The 19,874-nt window shown below is 76.8% G+C and carries 14 protein-coding genes; 6 read left to right on the top strand and 8 right to left on the bottom strand.

Annotation, left to right across the window (positions count from 1 at the left end; genetic code table 11):
* Positions 1–47: 47 nt before the first annotated feature.
* The gene (locus tag HNR61_RS37485; RefSeq protein WP_182847869.1) at positions 48–1,187 is read left to right on the top strand and encodes an acyl-CoA dehydrogenase family protein; all 1,140 of its coding nucleotides are present in this window, start codon (positions 48–50) and stop codon (positions 1,185–1,187) included.
* Here the strand turns inward: HNR61_RS37485 and HNR61_RS37480 are convergent.
* Entirely contained in the window at positions 1,168–5,721 is a 4,554-nt protein-coding gene (locus HNR61_RS37480) for a cation-translocating P-type ATPase (RefSeq protein WP_220510259.1), read from the bottom strand. The genes HNR61_RS37485 and HNR61_RS37480 overlap by 20 nt on opposite strands.
* A gap of 163 nt (positions 5,722–5,884) precedes the next feature.
* On the opposite strand from HNR61_RS37480, the gene HNR61_RS37475 reads away from it, so the two are divergent.
* Entirely contained in the window at positions 5,885–6,277 is a 393-nt protein-coding gene (locus tag HNR61_RS37475; RefSeq protein ID WP_182847868.1) for a hypothetical protein, read from the top strand.
* A 12-nt stretch (positions 6,278–6,289) separates the two neighbouring features.
* Here HNR61_RS37475 and HNR61_RS37470 read toward each other — a convergent pair whose 3' ends face one another.
* A complete protein-coding gene (locus HNR61_RS37470; RefSeq protein ID WP_182847867.1) occupies positions 6,290–6,949 on the bottom strand; it encodes a TetR/AcrR family transcriptional regulator in 660 nt (219 codons plus the stop codon).
* A gap of 78 nt (positions 6,950–7,027) precedes the next feature.
* On the opposite strand from HNR61_RS37470, the gene HNR61_RS37465 reads away from it, so the two are divergent.
* Both HNR61_RS37465 and HNR61_RS37460 read left to right on the top strand, forming a co-directional pair.
* Positions 7,028–8,491, top strand: coding sequence for an MFS transporter (locus HNR61_RS37465; RefSeq protein WP_182847866.1), 1,464 nt, complete (start codon positions 7,028–7,030; stop codon positions 8,489–8,491).
* Entirely contained in the window at positions 8,488–8,868 is a 381-nt protein-coding gene (locus tag HNR61_RS37460; RefSeq protein WP_182847865.1) for a cupin domain-containing protein, read from the top strand. Before HNR61_RS37465 ends, HNR61_RS37460 begins: the two co-directional genes overlap by 4 nt.
* Before the next feature lie 44 nt (positions 8,869–8,912).
* Here the strand turns inward: HNR61_RS37460 and HNR61_RS37455 are convergent, their stop codons facing one another.
* From HNR61_RS37455 to HNR61_RS37445, 3 genes are all read right to left on the bottom strand, one after another.
* The gene (locus tag HNR61_RS37455; RefSeq protein ID WP_182847864.1) at positions 8,913–10,061 is read right to left on the bottom strand and encodes a CaiB/BaiF CoA transferase family protein; all 1,149 of its coding nucleotides are present in this window, start codon (positions 10,059–10,061) and stop codon (positions 8,913–8,915) included.
* Positions 10,062–10,144: 83 nt separating this feature from the next.
* On the bottom strand, positions 10,145–11,725 hold the full coding sequence (locus HNR61_RS37450) for a hypothetical protein (protein WP_182847863.1): 1,581 nt from the start codon (positions 11,723–11,725) through the stop codon (positions 10,145–10,147).
* A gap of 126 nt (positions 11,726–11,851) precedes the next feature.
* Entirely contained in the window at positions 11,852–13,315 is a 1,464-nt protein-coding gene (locus HNR61_RS37445) for a carotenoid oxygenase family protein (protein ID WP_220510258.1), read from the bottom strand.
* A 197-nt stretch (positions 13,316–13,512) separates the two neighbouring features.
* Between HNR61_RS37445 and HNR61_RS37440 the strand changes: the two genes are divergently transcribed.
* Entirely contained in the window at positions 13,513–15,204 is a 1,692-nt protein-coding gene (locus HNR61_RS37440) for a serine/threonine-protein kinase (protein WP_182847862.1), read from the top strand.
* A 6-nt stretch (positions 15,205–15,210) separates the two neighbouring features.
* Here HNR61_RS37440 and HNR61_RS37435 read toward each other — a convergent pair whose 3' ends face one another.
* A complete protein-coding gene (locus HNR61_RS37435) occupies positions 15,211–15,654 on the bottom strand; it encodes a pyridoxal-phosphate dependent enzyme (RefSeq protein WP_182847861.1) in 444 nt (147 codons plus the stop codon).
* Here HNR61_RS37435 and HNR61_RS37430 point away from each other — a divergent pair.
* Positions 15,653–16,591 carry a DUF5996 family protein gene (locus HNR61_RS37430; RefSeq protein ID WP_182847860.1) on the top strand — a complete coding sequence of 313 codons (939 nt, stop codon included), beginning with the start codon at positions 15,653–15,655 and terminating at the stop codon, positions 16,589–16,591. The genes HNR61_RS37435 and HNR61_RS37430 overlap by 2 nt on opposite strands.
* Here HNR61_RS37430 and HNR61_RS37425 read toward each other — a convergent pair.
* Positions 16,568–18,721 (bottom strand): transglutaminase TgpA family protein, encoded by a 2,154-nt coding sequence (locus HNR61_RS37425; RefSeq protein WP_182847859.1) that lies wholly within the window; start codon positions 18,719–18,721, stop codon positions 16,568–16,570. The two genes, HNR61_RS37430 and HNR61_RS37425, sit on opposite strands and share 24 nt — an antisense overlap.
* Positions 18,718–19,851, bottom strand: a complete 1,134-nt coding sequence (locus tag HNR61_RS37420; RefSeq protein ID WP_182847858.1) for a DUF58 domain-containing protein — start codon at positions 19,849–19,851, stop codon at positions 18,718–18,720. The genes HNR61_RS37425 and HNR61_RS37420 overlap by 4 nt, the downstream gene beginning before the upstream one ends.
* Positions 19,852–19,874: the final 23 nt, after the last annotated feature.

The raw sequence follows: 19,874 nt of genomic DNA, 5'->3' as shown, positions 1-19,874 counted from the left end.
GCCACTGTTAGATTCCGAATCCGATTCTGATATGGGGAGGTCTTGCCATGGGTCCCTGGAACACCCCCGAGCGCACGGCGCTGCGCGAGCTGGTCCGCGAGTTCACGGCCAAGGAGGTCGTGCCGTTCCTGCCGGACTGGGAGCGGGCCGGGGAACTCCCCCGCGACCTGCACCGCAGGGCCGCCGCGGCCGGGCTGCTGGGGGCGGGGTTCCCCGAGGAGGCGGGCGGGTCGGGCGGCGACCCGCTGGACGCGCTGATCGTCACGGAGGAGCTGATCGTCGCGGGCGGCTCCGGCGGGGTGGTGGCGTCGCTGTTCACCCACGGCATCGCGCTGCCGCACCTCATCGCCTCCGGCGACGCCGCGCTGATCGACCGGTTCGCGCGGCCCACGCTGGCCGGGGAGATGATCGGCGCGCTGGGGATCACCGAGCCCGACACCGGGTCGGACGTGGCGGGCATCCGCACCACCGCCGTCCGCGACGGCGACCACTACGTCGTCAACGGCTCCAAGCTGTTCATCACCTCCGGCGTGCGGGCCGACTTCGTGACCACGGCGGTGCGCACCGGCGGGCCCGGCGTCGGCGGCATCTCGCTGCTGGTCGTCGAGAGGGGCACGCCCGGCTTCGCGGTGTCGCGCGCGCTCGACAAGATGGGCTGGCTGTGCTCCGACACCGCCGAGCTGTCGTTCACCGACGCGCGCGTCCCGGCGGCGAACCTGGTCGGCGCGGAGGACTCCGGTTTCCTCCAGATCGTGCAGCACTTCGTCACCGAGCGCCTGTCGCTGGCCGTGCAGGCGTACGCGACCGCCCAGCGCTGCCTGGACCTGACGCTGGAGTGGGTGCGGACGCGCGAGACGTTCGGCCGCCCCCTGTCGTCGCGGCAGCTGGTCCGGCACAAGATCGCCGAGATGGCCCGGCAGGTGGACGTCGCCCGCGCCTACACCCGCCACGTCGCCGAGCGGTACGTGGCGGGCGAGGACGTGCTGACCGAGACGGCGTTCGCCAAGAACACCGCGGTGCGGTGCGTCGAGCAGGTCGTGCACGAGGCGGTGCAGCTGCACGGCGGCATGGGCTACATGCGCGAGTCGGAGGTGGAGCGCCACTACCGGGACGCGCGCATCCTCGGCATCGGCGGCGGCACCAACGAGATCATGAACGAGATCGTCGCTAAGCGCCTCGGCCTGTGAGGTCGGCGGCCCGGGCCCACGCCTTATCGATCATCTTCGACACCGGTTCCGGCACCGGCACGCGCGGGGCGAGCACGCCCAGCGCGGTGGCCGTCCCGGACGCGGCCACGACCTGGGCCCAGGCCACCGGCCCCAGCGGGACGCAGCCGAAGAACGTGCTGACGCCCGGCGTCTCGATCACCGCGGCCAGCACCACCAGCGACGCCGCGCACGTGGCCACCACCCACGGGCTGCGCCAGCCGGTCTGCAACGTCTGGAGGAGCTGGGTCAGCACCAGCGCGGCCAGGCCCATCGTCCCGGCGCGGGCCCCGCGCGCGACCGGCAGGGCGGTGAACCGGCCCGCCTGCCAGGCCATGATCGCGCCGAGCGCGGTGACCACGCCGCGCAGCGCGATCGCGTCGCGCAGCGGGTCGCCGAGGGTGCCGCGGCCGGGCGGCCGCTCGTCGTCGGCGCCGGGCGGGGCCAGCGCCACCGCCAGCGCCGGGAGCATGTCGGTCAGCGTGTTGACCAGCAGCAGCTGCCGGGTGCTCAAGGGGGCCTTGCCGCCCAGCGCGGTGCCGTAGACGGTGAACGCGATCTCGCCCGCGTTCCCGCCGACCAGGATCGACACGGCGTTGCGGACGCTCTCCCACAGGGTGCGGCCCTCCAGCAGCGCCGCCACGATGCCGGGCAGGTCGCCGCCGGGCAGGATCAGGTCGGCGGCCGACGGCGCGGCGCGCGAGTCCCCGGAGGTCAGCCCGATCCCGACGTCGGCCAGCCGGATCGCGGCGGCGTCGTTGGCGCCGTCGCCGGTCATCGCGACCACGCGGCCCGAGCGCCGCAGCGCCTTGACGATGCCGACCTTGTGCTCGGGCGTGACGCGGGCGAACACGCTGGTGCGGGGGATGCGCTCGATGCGCTCGCGCTCGCTGAGCCGGTCCAGCTCCGCGCCGGTCATCACGTCGTCGCCCGAGGTGGCGATGCCGAGCTCGGCGGCGATGGCGCGGGCGGTCTCGGGATGGTCCCCGGTGATCATCGCGACGCGGATGCCCGCGTCGGCGAGGGTCGTGATGGCCTCGGCGGCGCCGGGGCGCAGCGGGTCGGCGATGCCGACGAATCCCAGCAGCACCAGCTCGACGGTCTCCCCCAGCTTCTCGACGTCGTCGAGGTCGCCGGGGCGGGCCTCGGCGACGGCCAGCACGCGCAGGCCGCGCCCGGCGAGGCCCCGTTCGGCCTCGCGGGCCTTGGCGCGGCGCTCGTCGGTGAGCGGCTTGGTGCCCTTGCCCTCCGCGACGCGGTGGCAGCGCGGCAGGATCGCCTCGGGGGCGCCCTTCACCGCGACGTAGGGGGCGTCGCCGTCGCGGCCGGTCGCCGCGGCGAACCCCCGGCTCGGCTCGAACGGCGTCTCGTGCAGCAGCTCCCATCCGGGGTCGCCGTCCAGGTGGCGTTCGGCGGCCTCGATCACGGCCCGGTCGGTGGCGTGCTTCACCGTCTCGATCGGGCCCTGCGGGCAGGCGCGGACGGCGGCGGTGAGGACGCGCCGCCCGGGCGCGCTGTCCAGCTCCACCTCGCGGCCGGGGCCGCTGACGCGGCTGAGCTTCAGCCGCCCCTCGGTGAGGGTGCCGGTCTTGTCGAAGCACAGGGTGTCGACGCGGCCCATCGTGCCGAGCGTCCGCGACGAGCGGACCAGCACGCCGCGCTTGGACAGGCGGCGGGCGGCGGCGAGCTGCGCGACGGTCGCGACCAGCGGCAGCCCCTCGGGGACGGCGGCGACGGCGACCGCGACCCCGGAGGAGATCGCCTGCCGCATCGACACGCCCCGCACCAACCCGAGCAGGCTGACCAGCGCGCCGCTGGCGCCGGTCAGCGGCAGCGCGATCCGGGTGACCTCGTTGAGCTGGGCCTGCACGCCGGTCGGGGCCGCGCCGCGCCCGGCCAGCACGGCGGCGCGGCCCGCCTGGGTGGCCGGGCCGGTCGCGACGACCACGGCGTAGCCGCGGCCGGTGAGCACGGTGGTGTCCTCGAAGACCATGCAGCTGCGGTCGGCGAGGTCGGCGCCCGGCACCGCCTCCAGCGACTTGCCGACCGGCAGCGACTCGCCGGTCAGGCTCGCCTCGTCGACCTCCAGGCCCTCGGCGGCCAGCAGGCGGGCGTCGGCGGGCACCACGTCGGAGGGGCCGACGGCGATGATGTCGCCGGGGCGCAGCCGCTCGGCGGGCAGGGTCTGGCAGCGCTCCCAGCCGTTGCCGTTCTGGATCGGCGGCAGGTCGTCGGGGGCGGCGTCGACGCGGCGGGCGGGCGGGCGCTGGCCGAGCAGCAGGCCGCGCAGCGCCCGTTCGGCGCGGGCGTGCTGCACGCCGCTGATGACGGCGTTGCCCGCCATGACGCCGCCGACCAGCGCGGCGTCCACGCCGGAGCCGACGACGGCGGAGGCCGCCGCGCCCAGCACCAGGATCGGGGTGAGGGGGTCCTGGAGTTCGTGGCCGACGGCGCGGGCGAGGTCGGTGGCGGCCCGCACCGGGCGCGCCGACCGGACGCGGTGGCGCCGGGGGCGCTCCTCCTCGTCGCCGGGGCGCAGCCGCATCGCCTGCTCGACCGCCGACTCGGGGTCCAGGGCGTGCCAGGGGACGCGCGGCATCGGCGCGGGCAGGGGCCGCGAGGCCAGCCGCCGCGCCGTCACGACCCCGCCGACCAGCGCCGACAGTGCCGCGCCCTGGACCGGGGCCAGCTTCAACGGCGACTGCGACCGGCGCTGGGTCAGCACCAGCAGCGCGCCCAGCGAGGTGCCGCCGGCCGACAGCCGCACGGCGCGTTCGCTGGCCTCGTGGGCGACGGGGATCGCGGTCAGCAGCCGCCATACCTGCGCGAGCCCGCCGGTGCAGACCAGGTCGGCGCCCCAGGAGACCGACCGCCCGCCGAGGATGCCGATCCCGACGTCGGCGGCGAGCGCGGCGTCCTCGTCCTCGACGGTGACCAGGGCGACGCCCCGGCCGTCGCGTTGCAGGTCGCGGACGTGGTCGGCGAGCGGCACCTCGGCGTCCAGCACGTCGTCGACCTGCGCGCGCAGGTCGGCGGTGGAGGCGTTGCGGGTCAGCAGCACCTGGGTGTCGCCGTCGCGGGCGGCGGAGAGGACGGCCTCGGCGAGCGGTTCCAGCCGCCGTCCGACGACGACCTCGCCGAGCGCGGTGCCGTCGTCGTTCCACACCCGCAGCCGCGTGCCCTCGGGATGCTCGGGGGGACGGTCGTCGAGGCGTTCCAGCTTGCGGCCGTCGCGGTCGGGCACGCCCTCCATCTCCGGGTCGCGCCGCAGCAGCCGGGCCGCGACCCGCCAGGTGGCGGCGTCGTCGGCGGACAGGATCTCCAGCGCCTCCCCGCACAGGGCGCGCGAGTCCACCACGACCGTGTCGATCCGGTCCAGGCGCCGGTAGGCGGAGCCGTCCAGCGGCACCACCCCGATCCGGGCCATCTCCCGGTCGAGGATGGCGGCGAACCCGGCCCGGCCCAGCCGCGCGGCCTTGGGCACCATCGTCAGCATCAGGTCGGCGGCCGCGCCCGGGTCGCGGTTGGCGGCCAGCAGCCCGCCCGCGCCGAGCATCGCGGCCAGCGCGGTACGGTCGCCGCAGCGCTCCACCGGTCCGTCGGGCAGGGGCCGGGGGCGGTCGGCGCGCTGCGGGGCCTCGGCGGGCAGGCCCGGCGCGCACAGCTCCTCCTCCCACCGGCACCAGGCGGCCCGGCGGGCGGTCAGCTCGGTGAGCAGCACGCCCCGGTGCACGGCGTCGACCGCCAGCGCGGCGGGCTCCTGGGTCAGGCCGTGCAGGACGGCGTTGCCGACGGCCAGCATCAGGTCGGCCCCGTGCGGGCCGAGCCGGAGCTCCAGCTCGCGGCGCAGCCGGGGCTGGTTGTCCACCCACACCAGGGCCAGCCGCGCGGCGGGCGGCAGCTTCGGCCACCGCACCCAGCGGCCGGTCGCGGCCATCGCGAACGCCGCGCAGTCCGACGCCAGCGCGATCGTCTCGGCGGTGATCGGGTTCTGGTCGGCCGGGTGGGTGTGCATCGGGAACGCCTCGTCGGGCACCCCGTGCTCGTCCTCCACCGAGGTGACGGCCTCGACCAGCGCGTCCAGCGAGATCTTGCCCTCGTCGAAGACGCACAGCAGCTCGCCGGTGACGGCGTTGACCTCGGCCCACCGCACGCCCTTCATCCGCCGGACGGCCGCGGAGGCGGCGGTGCGCAGGTCGGCGGCGGCGGGCGTGTGGTCCGCCTGGACGCCGCGCAGCTCGATGTAGGCGCGGCCGCTCCGCGACCAGATCCGCCGTTTGGTGCGCGGGCCGATGAGCCCTTCCAGGTCGGCCATCTGGGGCCTGGGCGGCGTCGGGACGTGCGGGATCGGGACGTGCGGGATCGGGACGTGCGGGATCGGGACGCGGGGCACCGGGACGCGGGGCAGGGCGTCGGGCAGCGCCTGGACGGCCCGGCGCGGGGCGTCCACCACGGTGCCTGCCACCGTGCCGGCCGTTCCGGCGGCCAGGCGCACGGCCGATCGCAGGATTCCCATCTGGGTCACCTTCGGTAGCGGGGTCGTTGCCGCTCAGGCACTACCCCCCGCAGCGGTCCTGACACCCGCCCTGACGAGGAATTTCTTCACTGATCGTTCCCGGCTTGTTCACCCCGATCCGGGGTAGGGATCCTCGTCGTCCTCGCTACCAGGAGGTGGGACCATGCCCGCCAAGAGCACCAGGGCCGCCGAGCCACGGGAGACGGCCCGGCGGAACGCGGCGCAGCAGGAGACGGCGCAGCAGACGGCACGGCGGGAAGGGGTGACGGTGACGATCCCCAGGACGGTCGTCGACGCCGCCGCCGCGCCGTTCGCGATCGCCGGCCGGGTGCTGCCCGCCAAGAAGGGGCTGCCGGTCTACGTCGGGCTGGGCGTGCTGGCGGCGGGCGGCGCGATCGGCTGGCCGGTGGCCGCCGGGATCGGCGTCGCCTACGCCTCGATCCGCCGCTACGGCGGCCGGCAGCAGCCCGAGCACGGCGCCGCGCCGAAGCGGACCGAGGGGGAGCGGGGCGGGCCGAAGCCGTCCAGGACGCAGCGCGAGACCGCCGCGTCCTGATCCGCCGGTCCCTCAGCCCTCCGCCAGCAGGCCCGCGGCCAGGGCCCGCAGGGAGCGCCGGTAGGTGTCCTGCCCGGTGAGCGGCTCCCAGCGGTCGGCCACCCGCGCCAGGTGGGGGTAGGCGGCCGCGTCCAGGTCCGCGAAGACCTCCTCGCGGCGGGTCGGGCGCTCGTCGTCGGCCCGCCGCCGGGCGGCGGCCGTCCGGACGATGAGGTCGCCCGCGGTGTAGTGCCAGATCGCGCGGTAGGCGTGGACGGCCCGCTCGGGGCTCAGCCCGGCCTCGACGGCGGCGGCCACGATGTGCTCGACGTACCACAGCGCCGCCTCCGACATCAGGTCGTCGGCGGTGAGGACCTCCACGATCCACGGGCAGTCGGCCAGCCCGTCGCGGATCGCCGCGGCGACGGTGACGATGCGGTCCAGCGGGTCGTCCGGCAGGTCGGGGCGGGGCATCCGCTCGGCGTGGTCGTCCAGCAGCAGGAGCAGCAGCTCCTCCTTGTCGCGGACGTGGTGGTAGAGCGCCATCGGCGTGCCGCCGATCTCCCTGGCCAGCCGCCGCATCGTCAGCCTCGCCACGCCCTCGGCCGCCACGATCCGCCCGGCCGCCGCGACGATCTCCGCCCGGGAGAACTTGGGGGGCCGTCCCACCTGCGCTGACGTCGACTTGGGCATGCCCCATGATGGCGCATCCGCGGCCCGGTGCTCGACCCCGGACTCGACACGGGGGATGGCGCGGGCTAGTTTTTATACATGTACAAAAATATGCGGGGGCGGCCCGGCGCCGTCCTGGCGGCGGTCTCGCTCGCCCAGTTCCTGGTGGCGCTCGACATGTCGGTGGTGAACGTCGCGCTGCCCGCGATCCGCTCCTCCCTCGGCTTCACGCCGGTGGGCCTGTCGTGGGTGGTGCACGCCTACGCGCTGACGTTCGGCGGGTTCCTGCTGCTCGGCGGGCGGGCCGGGGACCTGTTCGGGCGGCGGCGGCTGTTCGTGGCGGGGCTGGTCGCCTTCGGCGCGGCCTCCCTGGCCGGCGGGCTGGCGCAGGCCCCCTGGCAGCTGGTGGCGGCGCGCGCGGCGCAGGGCGTGGCCGCCGCCGCGCTGGCCCCGGCGGCGCTGGCGGCGCTGACGGTGGCGTTCCCCGAGGGCCCGGCGCGGGTGCGGGCGCTCGGGGTGTGGAGCGGGGTGAACGCGGCGGGCGGCGCGCTCGGCGTGCTGGCGGGCGGCCTGCTGACCGGGTACGCGGGCTGGCGCTGGGTGATGCTGGTCAACCTGCCGATCGTGGCGCTCACCCTCGCCCTGGCCGCCGCCGTCCCGGCCGACGTCCGCGGCGCGCGCCGCGACCGGCTGGACATGCCCGGCGCGGTGCTGGCGACCGGCGGTGCCGGGCTGCTGGTGCTGGGCGTGGTGCGCACCGAGCGGGTCGGCTGGTCCTCCGGGGCCACGCTCGCCACGCTGGGCGCGGCGGCGGTGCTGCTGGCGGCGTTCGCCGCCGTGGAGCTCCGGTCGTCCTCCCCGCTGGTGCGGCCGGGGCTGCTGCGGAGCCGGTGGGTGGCGGGCGCCAACGCGTTCGTGTTCCTGGCGGCGGCGGGCCAGTTCGCGGCGTTCTACTTCGTCTCGCTCTACATGCAGCAGGTGCTGGGGATGGGCGCGGCGGCGACGGGGGCGGCGTTCCTGCCGTTCTCGTTCGGCACCGTGGCCGGGGTGGCGCTGGCCACCCGGATCGGCGCGGGCCGCTCGCCGCGCGCCTCGCTGGTGCCGGGCGGGCTGCTGGCGACGGCGGGCTTCGCCTGGTTCGGGCTGGTCGATCCGGCGGGCGGGTTCGTCTCCGACGTGCTCGGCCCGTCGCTGGTGGCCAGCGTGGGGCTCGGGCTGTGCCTGGGGCCGGTCGCGGCCGCCGCGACGACCGGCGTCGCCCCGCGCGAGGCGGGCACGGCCTCGGGCGTCCTCAACAGCTCCCGCCAGCTCGGCGGCTGCGTCGGCCTGGCGGCGCTGGCGACCCTGGCCGCCGACCGCACCGGGGCGGCCGCGACCCCGCAGGCCCTCAGCGCGGGCTACGCCCTGGCCCTCCAGGTCACGGCCGCGCTGTTCCTGCTGGCGACCGCCGTCGCGATCACCGTGCTGCCCTCCCGCCGCCGCGCGGTCCCGGCGGCGCCCACCGACCTCCCCGCTCCCGCCGGGGCCGACATCGAGACCGAGACCGAAGGGGCCCGTTCATGACCGTCACACCGATCGATCTGTTCACGCAGGCGCTGTACCTGCGCGAGGACCGGAGCGTCACCGCCGGGGAACGCCGCATGGCCGGCGGCGCGGGCGGCTGGCATCTGGCGGCGTTCCGCCTGGAGGGCCTCGCCGACGCCCACCCCGACCACTGGGAGGTGCACCCGGAGGCCGAGGAGGTCGTCGCGGTGCTGCGCGGCTCGGCCCGGCTGTTCCTGCGCCCGCCGGAGGAGGGCGGGGCCGAGGAGGCGGCGACGCTGGCCGAGGGCACCGCCGTGATCGTGCCGCGCGGGCGCTGGCACCGCCTGGAGGTGGACGGTCCGACCGACCTGATGACGGTCACCCTGCGCGAGGGCACCCGTCTGGAGGCCCGCTGACGGACGCCGGTGGGGGCCCGCGATGCGGGCCCCCACCGGCGTCGTCAGGACTGGACGACCGCGCCGCTCTCCAGCAGCGCGTCCACGTCCTCGAAGCCGAGGTCGGCCAGCACGTCGCGGGTCTGCCCGCCCGGCAGCACCGGGACGCCGTCGGTCTCCCCCGGCGTGCGGGAGAAGCGCGGCGCGGGGGCGGGCTGGCGGTGGCCGTCCCGTTCCACGAACACCTCGCGTTCGGTGTTCCAGGGGTGGGCGGCCGCCTCCGCCATCGACAGCACGGGGGCCACGCACGCGTCGCCGGGCAGGAACACCTCGGCCCACTCGTCGCGCGTCCTCGCCTTGAACGCGGCGGCGAACCGCTCCCGCAGCTCGGGCCATCCGTCGTGGTCATGTTGGCCGGGCAGGTCGGCGTCGGCGAGCCCGAGCCGCTCCAGGAACTCGGCGTAGAACTGCGGCTCGATCGCGCCGACCGCCACGTGCCCCCCGTCGGCGGTCTCGTACACGTCGTACCAGGGGGCGCCGGTGTCCAGCATGTTCACGCCGCGCTCGTCGCGCCACATGCCCCCGGCCATGAAACCGTGGATGAACGTGGACAGGTGCGCCGCGCCGTCCACGATCGCCGCGTCCACCACCTGCCCCTCGCCGCTCAGCTTCGACTCCAGCAACGCCGCCAGCACGCCGACCACCAGGTACATGCTGCCGCCCGCGAAGTCGCCGAGCAGGTTCAGCGGCACCTGGGGCGGCCCGCCCGCGCGGCCGATGGCGTGCAGCACCCCGGTGACGGCGATGTAGCCGATGTCGTGCCCGGCGCTCCTGGACAGCGCGCCCTGCTGGCCCCATCCGGTCATCCGCCCGTAGACGAGCCCCGGGTTGCGGGCCAGGCAGTCGTCGGGGCCGAGCCCGAGCCGTTCGGTCACCCCCGGCCGGAACCCCTCGATCAGCACGTCGGACCTCTCCACGAGCGCGAGCACGACCTCCCGGCCCCGCTCGCTCTTGAGGTCGACGGCGATCGACCGCTTGCCCCGGTTGGTGAAGTCGGTGCCGCCGGTCCTCCCCCCGCCGCGCCGCGCCGCGGCGGCGCGGTCCACCCGGATGACGTCGGCGCCGAGGTCGGCCAGCAGCATCGCGGCGAACGGCCCCGGCCCGATCCCGGCCAGCTCGACCACCCGCACTCCCGACAGCGGACCCTTGCCCATACAGCGACCCCTTTCGATCGGTGCCCCCAGTGTGCCCGATCGAAGTAAGCGGTTCCTGACGGGGTGGGCCGTTCGGGACGCGGTCAGTCCTCCCGGGCGGTCAGCGTGACGGGGGCGTCGGTCCCCCCGCTCCCGCTCGGCGCGGCGTCCAGCAGGCGGCGCTTCACGCGCGGCCCGCGCAGCGGCCCCTCGGCCCGGGGCTCCAGGCCCCGCGCGGCGGCGGCCAGGTAGCGCGGGCGGTCGGCGGGGTCGCGCCACCAGGTGCCGCTGACCGGCCGCCGGTCGTCGCACCAGCCGGTGTCCAGGTGCTCCCGGCCCGCCAGCAGCGTGGCCTGCGCGGTGGTGCCGCCGTTCGCGAACGTCATCCGCGTGCACACCCATCCGGCCTTCGGGCCACCCTTGGGCAGGCGCCCGGTCCAGAACTCCCAGGCCGCCGCCTCGGTGACCGGGCGCGCGGGCCGGGGCAGCAGGCAGCCGAGGCGCTCCCACAGCCGCCGCCCGGCGGGCTTCAGGCGGGCGGGCCGCGGCTCGGGCGCGCCGGCCCGGTGGGTGGGCGGGCGGTGGGCGAGCACGACCGGCCGCGCGCCGCCCAGGTCGCCGACGGTGCGCCGGCCGTCGGCGCCCTCCAGGTCCAGCAGCGGGCCGCGCCCGCAGCGGGTGCCGGCCGTGACCGGGTCGGTGACGCCGTCGCGCACGGCGACCTCGCGCCCCTCGGGCGTGGTGGCGCCGGTGTCCCAGGGGGCCAGCAGGTAGCGGCCGCCGCCCAGCGCGACCGGCGCGGCGGGGTCGGCCCCGCCGGTGACGACGTCCAGCGCGCCGCTGGTCCCGCTGTAGCGGGCGATCCGGTCGCCGCCGCGCAGCACCGCGACCGGCTCCCCGCCGACGCGCCCGGCGTACAGCAGCTGCGCGACGCGGGTGGTGGTGCCGCGCGCCGCCCAGGCCGCCAGCGCCCGGCCGGTGAACGCCCGGTCCCCGGCGAGGTCGCCGCGCGCGGGCCAGCCGTCCAGGTCGCGGGGGGCGTGCCGCCACGCGTCGGGCGGGGCGGTCACCAGGCGCGGGGGCCCGGCGGCGGCCGGGCGGCCACCGCCCGGCAGCGTTCCGCCCTCGGTCGCCACCAGCACGCCGACCAGCGCGGCGGTGAGCACGCCGCCGACCGCGATCGGCAGCACCGGGCGGCGCGCGGACCGGGCCAGCGCGTCGGGGACCGGGTCGGGGCGCTCCACCGGCGGCAGCAGCGCGACCTCGGCCGCCTCGATCACCGCCCACGGATCGCGGACGCCCAGCCGCACCAGGTCGTCGCGGACCCGGTAGCGCGGCATCCCGGCGACCCGCAGCAGCACGCACGCCACCCGCACGCCCGCGTCCAGCCGCGACAGCGCGGCGGTCACCGCCGGGTCGGGCAGCCGCACCGGCAGCGCCCGCAGCCAGGGCCCGAGGCCCCGGTACATGCGGCGCGAGGGCCGCATGGCGCGGCGCAGCACCCGCAGGCGGCGCCGTTCGGGGTCGCCGCCCCACCGGGCCGCGCCGTCGACGATCCGGCGGGCGACCGCCAGCCGGTACGCCCGCTTCCCCTTGCCCGGCAGGGCGAAATACGCCAGCCACACCAGGTCCCCGTACCGCGACCCGGCTTCCACCGGGGTTTCCGCCATGGTCTGCTCCGGCATCGCCGAACTCCTCCAACGCCCGCGGGTCGATTGCAGGCCAGAGGCTAGGGAGGCGGATGAGCGGCGGGCGCGGAATTGAAGGAACGATTAACCGGCGGCGCCGCTATTTCCGTTCTTTTGCCGATGTCAGCGCGGCGGGTGCGCGACCCGTTCGGTGAACGACCCGTGGAATCCCATGGGGATGTGGTGCCTCAGGTGCGCGACGGCGAGGGGCTCGGCCTCCACGTCCCGCGCGTCGAGGACCAGCAGCCGGGAGCGGTGCTCCTCGGGGTCGTAGGCGAGGGCGAGCAGCCAGCCGTCGCCCTCGGCCGCGTCCGGCGCGCGGGGGACGAGGACGGGCTCGCCGAAGCCGTGGCCGGGCGGCAGCTCGTGGACCCGGCGCCGCCCGGTCGCGTGGTCGAGGTGGTGGACGCCGACGCCGTTCGGGGTGCGCCCGGCGAAGTAGGTGTGCCGGTGCGGGCGGCCCGCCCGGCGCACGTCGGCGTGCGGCAGCTCCAACGGCAGCGCGCACACCTCCTCGCCGGTGACGCGGCCGTTGGCGCCGATCCGGTAGCGCACCAGCGCGCATCCCCACGGGAAGTCGCTGGTGCGGAACTCGCTGAACGGCCGGATCGCCGACTCCCAGTCCCGGAACCGCACGAACTCCACCACCGTGTCCGGGCCGTCCTCGAACGCGTTGACCAGGTGGAATCCCAGCAGCGGCTCGTGCTCGACCACCCGCGCCCGGCCCCCGTACCGGGGCGCGACCACGAAGCAGGTGGGCCGGTGCGGCTCGTGCGCCAGGGCCTCGACGATCGAGCCGGCGCCCAGCAGGATGCGCCCCGCCTTCGGGATCACCGGGTTGATCACGAAGACCATGTGGCGGCGGGTGAGCGCGAAGTCGTGGTTCCACGGGGTGTAGGGCAGCGGGACGCGCGGCAGGCGGTGCAGGCGGCCGCCGGTGTCGACGCGGTAGCGGCGCAGGCCGCGCGGCCGGGTGAGGTCCATCCCGAAGTTGAACAGCTCGCCGGTGTCGGGGCAGCGCGACGGGTGCGCCGAGAACGCCGACAGCGCCGTCAGCCGCCCGCCGAAGGAGTGCTCGCCGAGCGTCTCCAGGCTGTCGGGGTCCAGGCGGAACGGGCGCCCGCCCTCCCACAGGGCCAGCAGGTGCCCGCCGTGCAGCACGACGCCGGTGTTGGCGACGTTGGCGGGCGGGCGCAGCGCGTTGGCCAGGGCGCCGCCGGGCCGCCGGGTGCCCAGCCCGCGCAGCCCGACCCGGCCGTGCCGCTGCCCGTACCGGTAGTGGCGGGTGCGCACGTACCGGTTGCGGTAGCGGATCGCGCCACCGGCGAAGGAGAACAGCGAGACCATGCCGTCGCCGTCGAAGATGTGGTCCAGCAGGGTCTCGCCGACCTGCCAGCGGCCGGGGCCGTTGCGGTACAGCGTGCCGGTCAGGCCCTCGGGGAGCCTGCCGTCGATCTCGTCGACGGTGTAGTCGTGCTCGTCGTCCAGCGCCGCGTAGGACCGGTGCCACGGGTCGTCGCCGTACCGGGCAGCGCCGTCCTGGGCAGCGCCGCCCTGGGTGCCGCCGTCCTCGGTCACTGCCGTCACGGTGGGCTCCTCGGGGTGGGGGCTCCTCGTCGGCAGGGTGTCATGGCGCCGGTACGTAGTTCAATACCTAACGACTAGTCCGGTCCGCCGTCCCGCTCCGTCCCTTTCGTCCCCGTACTACGCTGTGTCCTCCGGGGACCGTCCCCGGCCGCGCGCCCCCGCCGCGCACTCCCCCACCGAGAGGGTTCCGCCGACCGATGACCGAGGACGTTCCCGGCTACCGGGTGCTGGAGCAGGTCGGCGAGGGCGGGTTCAGCGTCGTCTACCGCGCGCACCAGGAACGCCTGGACCGCATGGTGGCGCTGAAGGTGCTGTCGATCGGCTCCGTGGACGACGCCGCCCTGCGCCGCTTCCAGCGCGAAAGCAAGATCACCGGCAGGCTGTCGGGCCATCCCAACATCGTGACGGTGCTGGACACCGGGGCCACCCGGTCCGGCCGCCCCTACATCGCGATGGAGTACTTCGAGCACGGCTCGCTCACCGACCGCCTGGAGCGGGAGGGCCCGCTGCCGGTCGCCGAGGTGCTGCGGATCGGCGTCAAGATGGCGGGCGCGCTGGCCGCCACGCACGAGACCGACGTGCTGCACCGCGACGTCAAGCCGCAGAACATCCTGGTCTCCCGGTACGGCGAGCCCGCGCTGGCCGACTTCGGCATCGCCCGGCTGGTGGACTCCTTCGACCAGGGCCACACCCAGGCGTTCACGCCGCACCACGCCGCGCCCGAGGTGCTGGAGGGCCGCACGCCCGGCGTCGCCTCCGACGTCTACTCGCTGGGCTCGACGCTGTACCAGCTGCTGGCGGGGCAGCCCGCGTTCCGGGGCCCGCAGGGCGAGGGCATCGCGCAGCTGATGCTGCGGATCCTCAACGACCCGCCGCCGCCGTTCCGCCGCGCCGACGTGCCCCGCCCGGTGTACGAGGCGATCGCGCAGGCGATGGCCAAGCCCGCCGAGCACCGGTTCCCCAGCGCCGTGGCGTTCGCCCAGCGCCTCCAGCAGATCCAGCGGGAGCTGGGGCTGCCGGTCACGGACCTGGCGCACAGCGGCGGGGGCGAGACGGGGTTCCCGGCCCCGCCGCCCGCCGGGGAACCCCACACCGGCGGCTCCTCCACCTACCCGCAGCCACCGCCGGTGCCCGACTGGGCCCCGACCGTGGCCGGTCCGGCGGCCCCGCGGGCCGTCGCGGCCCCGGCCGAACCGCCGTCCCCCTGGCACCCGGCCACCGCCCAGCGGCAGGAGGCGCAGGCGGGCGCGCGGACGCTCCCGCCCGCACCACAGCCGCCCGCACCGCACCCGCCCGCACCGCAGCCGCCCGCACCGCACCCGCCCGCACCGCAGCCGTTCGCGCCGGGCGGGAACACCTCACCCTCGTGGCCGCCTGAGGCCCCCCGCCCGGCCGAACGCGCCGGACCGCGCCGGGGCCTGATCGTCGCGGCGGCCGTCGCGCTGGTCGGCGGCGCGGCCGTGGGGATCGGCGCGCTCGCCCTGACCGGCGACGAGGAGCCCGAGCGGAACGGGCGGACCGCCGCCCAGAACGGCGGGCGGCCCACCACCGCGTCCGGGGCCCCGGCCCGGCCCATCGGGAAGCAGCGCTACCTGGAGACCCGCCCCGCCGGGCTGGCGGTCAAGGCGGCGGGCCGCAACGCCGTGCTGGCCTGGCGGCTGCGGCCCGAGGCCCGGGAGCTGCCGATCATCGTGCAGCAGGCCCCCTACGGGAAGGTCGCCTTCGTCAACGCGGGCGTCGGCGGCAAGAGCGCGACCGTCTCCGGCCTGGACCCCCGCAAGGGCTACTGCTTCCGGGTCGGCGCGGTGCTGCGCATCAACCCCGGCAGGGAGCCGAACGTCTCCTGGTCGGCCCCCCGGTGCATCCGGGGCGCCAAGCCCCGCGCCTGACCGGGCTCAGTCGCGGGTCAGTGCCTCCGCGTACGCCGGGGCGGTGATGTTGCGGCCCGACAGCACGGCCACGACCCGCCCGGTGACCTCGATCTTCCCGGCCAGCAGCGCGGCCAGGGCCGCCGCCCCGGCCCCCTCGGCGACCAGGCCGTGCGCGGTGAACAGGGCGCGCAGGGCGGCGCGGATCTCGGCGTCGGTGACGGCGACCAGGTCGACGTGGCCGCGCAGCACGCCGGGGGTGACGCAGCCGGGTTCGAGGTTGCCGACCAGGCCGTCGGCGAGGGAGTCGCCGACCTCGACGGGCACGACCCGCGGTGTGCGGCATGGCGTCCTCCGAGCGGGTCCGGCCGCGCCATCCTCCCTCCCCCGCCGTCCGGGCCGCACCGCCCGACCGCAAAATCCTCGCCAACCAGGTCCGGGACCACCGGGCGCGGGAAGGAACCGGGGCATGGACGCCACCCTTCCGGACCTGCCGTACCCCGAGTGGGCGGACACCAAGGACACCCTGCACCTGTGGACCCAGATCGTGGGGAAGATCCAGCTGGCGTCCGCGCCGCCCCGCAACCACTGGTGGCACACCACGTTCCAGGTGACCGAGCGCGGCTACTCCACCGGCCCGATGACCCACGACGGGGTGCGGTTCCGGATCTCGTTCGACCTGGTGTACCACCGGCTGGTGGTGCACACCGAGCAGCGGGAGGACGCGGTCCCGCTGCGGGACGGGCTGACGGTCGCCGACGTCCACCACGGCCTGCTGACGATGCTGCGGGAGCTCGGGATCGACGTCAGGATCAGGGAGAGGCCGTACGGGGTGCCGATGACCACGCCGTTCCCCGACGACGTCGAGCACCGCTCCTACGACCGCGCGCGGATCGAGGCGTTCCGGCGGGCGCTGGTGTGGGTGGACGAGGTGTTCCGGGAGTTCCGGGGATGGTTCAACGGCAAGGCCAGCCCGGTGCAGCTGTTCTGGCACAGCTTCGACCTGGCCACCGCGCGGTTCTCGGGGCGGCCCGCCCCGGCCGGCGGCGGGGACCCGGTGGCGGCCGAGGCCTACAGCCACGAGGTGATCAGTTTCGGGTGGTGGCCGGGCGACGCGGCCCATCCGAGGGCGGGGTTCTACTCCTACACCCACCCCGAGCCCGCGGACCTGACCACGATGCCGCTCAGCCCCGAACCGGCCGCGTGGGCGGCGACCGGCCCGACCCACCAGGCGCGGCTCGACTGGGACGTGGTCCGGGCGTCCGGCGACCCGCGCGCCACGCTGCTGGGGTTCCTGCAGAGCGCCTACGCCGCCGGGGCGGTCCGCGGGAGGTGGCCCTACGACGGGTTCCACTCCTCGTGGTGCCCGCCGCAGGGCCGGGTGTCAGGGCGCGCCGCGCCGCAGTGACCGGGGGTGCAGGCGGCGGCCCAGCCGCCGCGCCCGCCCCGCCTTCGCGGTCACCAGGCGCCCCACCTCGTCGCTGTGCTCCCACGCCCGGTCGGCGGCGCGCGGGTCGGGCTCGCCCGCGCCGAACCGGGTCCGGTTGACCAGGTCCGCGAGCGGCTGGAGGTGCCGTCGCGCGGCCTCCCCCAGGTGCCGGGCACCGAACCCGGCGACCTCGTGCGCGGTGAGGGTGCGGGCGGTGGTCAGGCCGACGTCGGCGAGGTGGTCGAGGGCCTGGTGCCAGGCCCCGGCGACGCGCTGGGCGGGGGTGCCCGAACGCCGCCGTCGCCGCCGCAGCGCGGGAGCGGCCAGAACGGCCAGCACGTACCCGGCGGCCGGCAGTCCGCCCGCGGCGGCCGCGTACACCCACCAGGGCAGCGGCTCGTCCGCGGCGGTCCGTTTCGGCGCGGGCGGCGGGACCTGGTCGGTCGCGCCGGGGCCGTTGCCGCGTTTGGCGGAGGCGGCGTTCTTCTGGGCCTCCTCCAGTTCCCGTGTCTCGCCGGAGGCGACGGCGTCGTTCCGCCGGGTCTTCCCGGCCCGGTCGGGCGTGGGGTTGAACGGCACCCAGCCGATCTCCTCGAACTTCACCTCCGGCCACACCATCACGTCGCCGGACCGCACCCGCACGCCGCCGTCGGCCGGGAGGCCGCCCCGGAACCCGACCCTGATCCGGGTGGGCAGGCCCAGCGTGCGGGCCAGCACGGCGTAGGCGGTCGCGAAGTGCTCGGGCGTCCCGGCACGGCCCTCGCCGAGGAAGTAGTCGAGCTGCCGGTAGCCGTGGCCGGGCGGCGCGGTGACGCTGTACCTGGCGTACCGGCGCAGGTGCATCGCCAGCCGGGCGGCCTGCTGGAACGGCGACGCCGCGCCCTCGGTGGCCCGCTCGGCGAACCGCCGGAACTCGGCGACCTGCACCGGCTCCCGTGTCGCGCCCGGCCCCCACGGCAGCTCGGTGGCGGCGCGGGCCTCGGGGTCGGTGGCCAGGGACGCGGCGGCGAGGTCGTCGGCGTTCCAGCGCGGCACCCGCGACCGCACCCGGTAGGTCTGGCCCCGCCGGAGCGGCTGGGCGGCGGCGGCCACCCCGCTGGCGGGGTCCACGACGACGGTGACGCCGTCGATCTGGCGGGGCCGGTCGGCGGCGGGCAGCCACACGCCCGGCAGGTCCCCGACGGTGATGGTCTGGTCGAGGTCGCGGCGTTCCACGACGGTGCCGTCCTCGGGGACGCTGCGGCCGGTCGGCGCGAACCTCGCCGTCGAGGTCCAGGTCACCCCGTCGAAGCGGGCGAGCGCCACCAGCCGCCACTCCCCCGCGTTCCCGCCCCGCGCGGTGAACATGACCTGGTCGGGGCTGAGCAGCCACCCGCCGACCCGGTCCAGGGGGCTGACGCTGTCGCGGCGCTGCGGCGGCGGGGCCTGCACCTGCTCGCGCGGGTTGTAGGGCTCGGCGCTGACCGGCACCAGCGGCGCGGCCAGCCACGCCATCGTCCCCAGCGCCGCCGCGACCGGCAGTCCGAGGGCCAGGGGCCGCCAGCCCTGGTCGGCGCGCAGCGCCACCAGCACGACCAGCAGCACGACGGTCCCGGCGGCCAGCGGCAGGGTGGAGCCGGGACCGTCCACGCCCAGCAGCAGCGCCACGCCGAACACCGCCAGCGGCGGCAGGCCGGGCGCGGCGCGCAGCCCGGTCCGCAGCGCCAGCTCCGCCGACGCGAACGCCGCCAGCCACACCAGCACGTGCACCAGCACCAGGAGCTCGGGCCGGGCGGGGGCGGGCAGCAGCGTGGTCAGGATCGATTTCCACGAGCCGAGCAGCCCCTCCCGCAGCGCCGCCGGAAACGTCCCGTCGGCCAGCGTGGGCCGCAGCACGGTCACCGCGACCGTTCCGGACCACGCCGCCACGGTCAGCACCAGCGAGATCCACAGCGGCCGGACCCCCTTGTTCCGGGGACCCGACAGCGCCGCCGACAGCACCGTGGGCACGACCGCCGCGACGCCCGCGACCGGCAGCACCGGCCCGAGCCCGAACACCCGCTGGAACGCCAGCCCCGCCACCGCCGCGAGCAGCGCGGTGACCGGCAGCGCCAGGTACCGCCGGTTCACCGGCCCCTCCCCAGTCGCGGCCACACGGCGGCCAGGGTGTCCAGGTCGGGCACGTCGGCCAGCAGCACGCCGGGCGGGGCCGAGGCGGGCGCGCCGGGTCGCACGCGCAGCACCACCAGCCGGTCGAACCGGCTCCGCACGGCCGCGATCCGCCCCAGCTCGGCCCCGTCCTGCACGATCACCACGAGGGAGCCCCCGGCGCGGACCCGCCGGGCGGCGTCCACGACCGTGTTCGGGCCGTCGGCGAGGGCCACGCCGGTCAGCCGGTCCAGCAGCTCCTCCACGTCGTCGGGGCCGCCGCGCGTGTCGGCGACGGGCCCGGAGCCGGTGAGGACGCGGACGGGGAAGTTGGCGCGGGCGGCGGCGACGGCGACCGACGCCGCCGCGTCCACGGCCAGCTCGAAGTCGTCGGGGTCGCGCCAGGCGTCCGGGCGGGCCTCCAGCACGAGGGTCGTGGTCGGCAGGCTGGCGTCCACGAGCTGCCGCACCATGAGCGTCCCGGTGCGGGCCGAGGACTTCCAGTGGACGTGCCGCATCTCGTCGCCGACGACGTACTCGCGCAGCGCGTGGAACGTGGTCGTCCCGGCCGGGGACCGGTCGCTGGTCGGGCCGTCCAGGTGGTAGGCGCGGCCGGACGGCAGCAGCGACAGGTCCACGGTCCGGGGCCGCACCAGCAGCGTCCGCGGCGTTCCGTACTCGCGGACGCGCCGCGCGAGCTGCAACGGGTCGGCGCGCACCAGCCGCAGCGGCCCCACCGGGATCCGCCCGCGCCGGTCGGTGGGCAGCCGGTAGGTGACGGTGCGGCGGCCGCCCGGCCGCAGCCGGGGGACGTCCACCGCGACCGCCGTGGCCCCGGCGGCGTCCCGTGCCGACAGCCCGGAGCGGATGCCGCGCCCGGCGTTGGTGACGTGCAGCACGCCCACGGCGGGCTCGCCGCGCGCCACCCTCACCGGCGCGATCTCCCGGCGGACCTCCAGCTTCGGGCGCGGCAGCGTCCACGCCAGCGCCACGGCCACGGCGACCAGGCCCGCCAGCGCCAGCACGGCGGGCTCGGGGTAGCCGAGCCACCAGCCCAGCGCGTACAGCGCCGCCGACCCGGCCGCCGTCCCCCATCCGAGCGGTGTCAGCACCCCGGACCCCCCCTGCTCAGCCC

This window comes from Actinomadura kijaniata, assembly GCF_014138665.1.
Lineage (GTDB): Bacteria > Actinomycetota > Actinomycetes > Streptosporangiales > Streptosporangiaceae > Spirillospora > Spirillospora kijaniata.
This window is presented reverse-complemented; position numbering and strand designations above follow the sequence as displayed.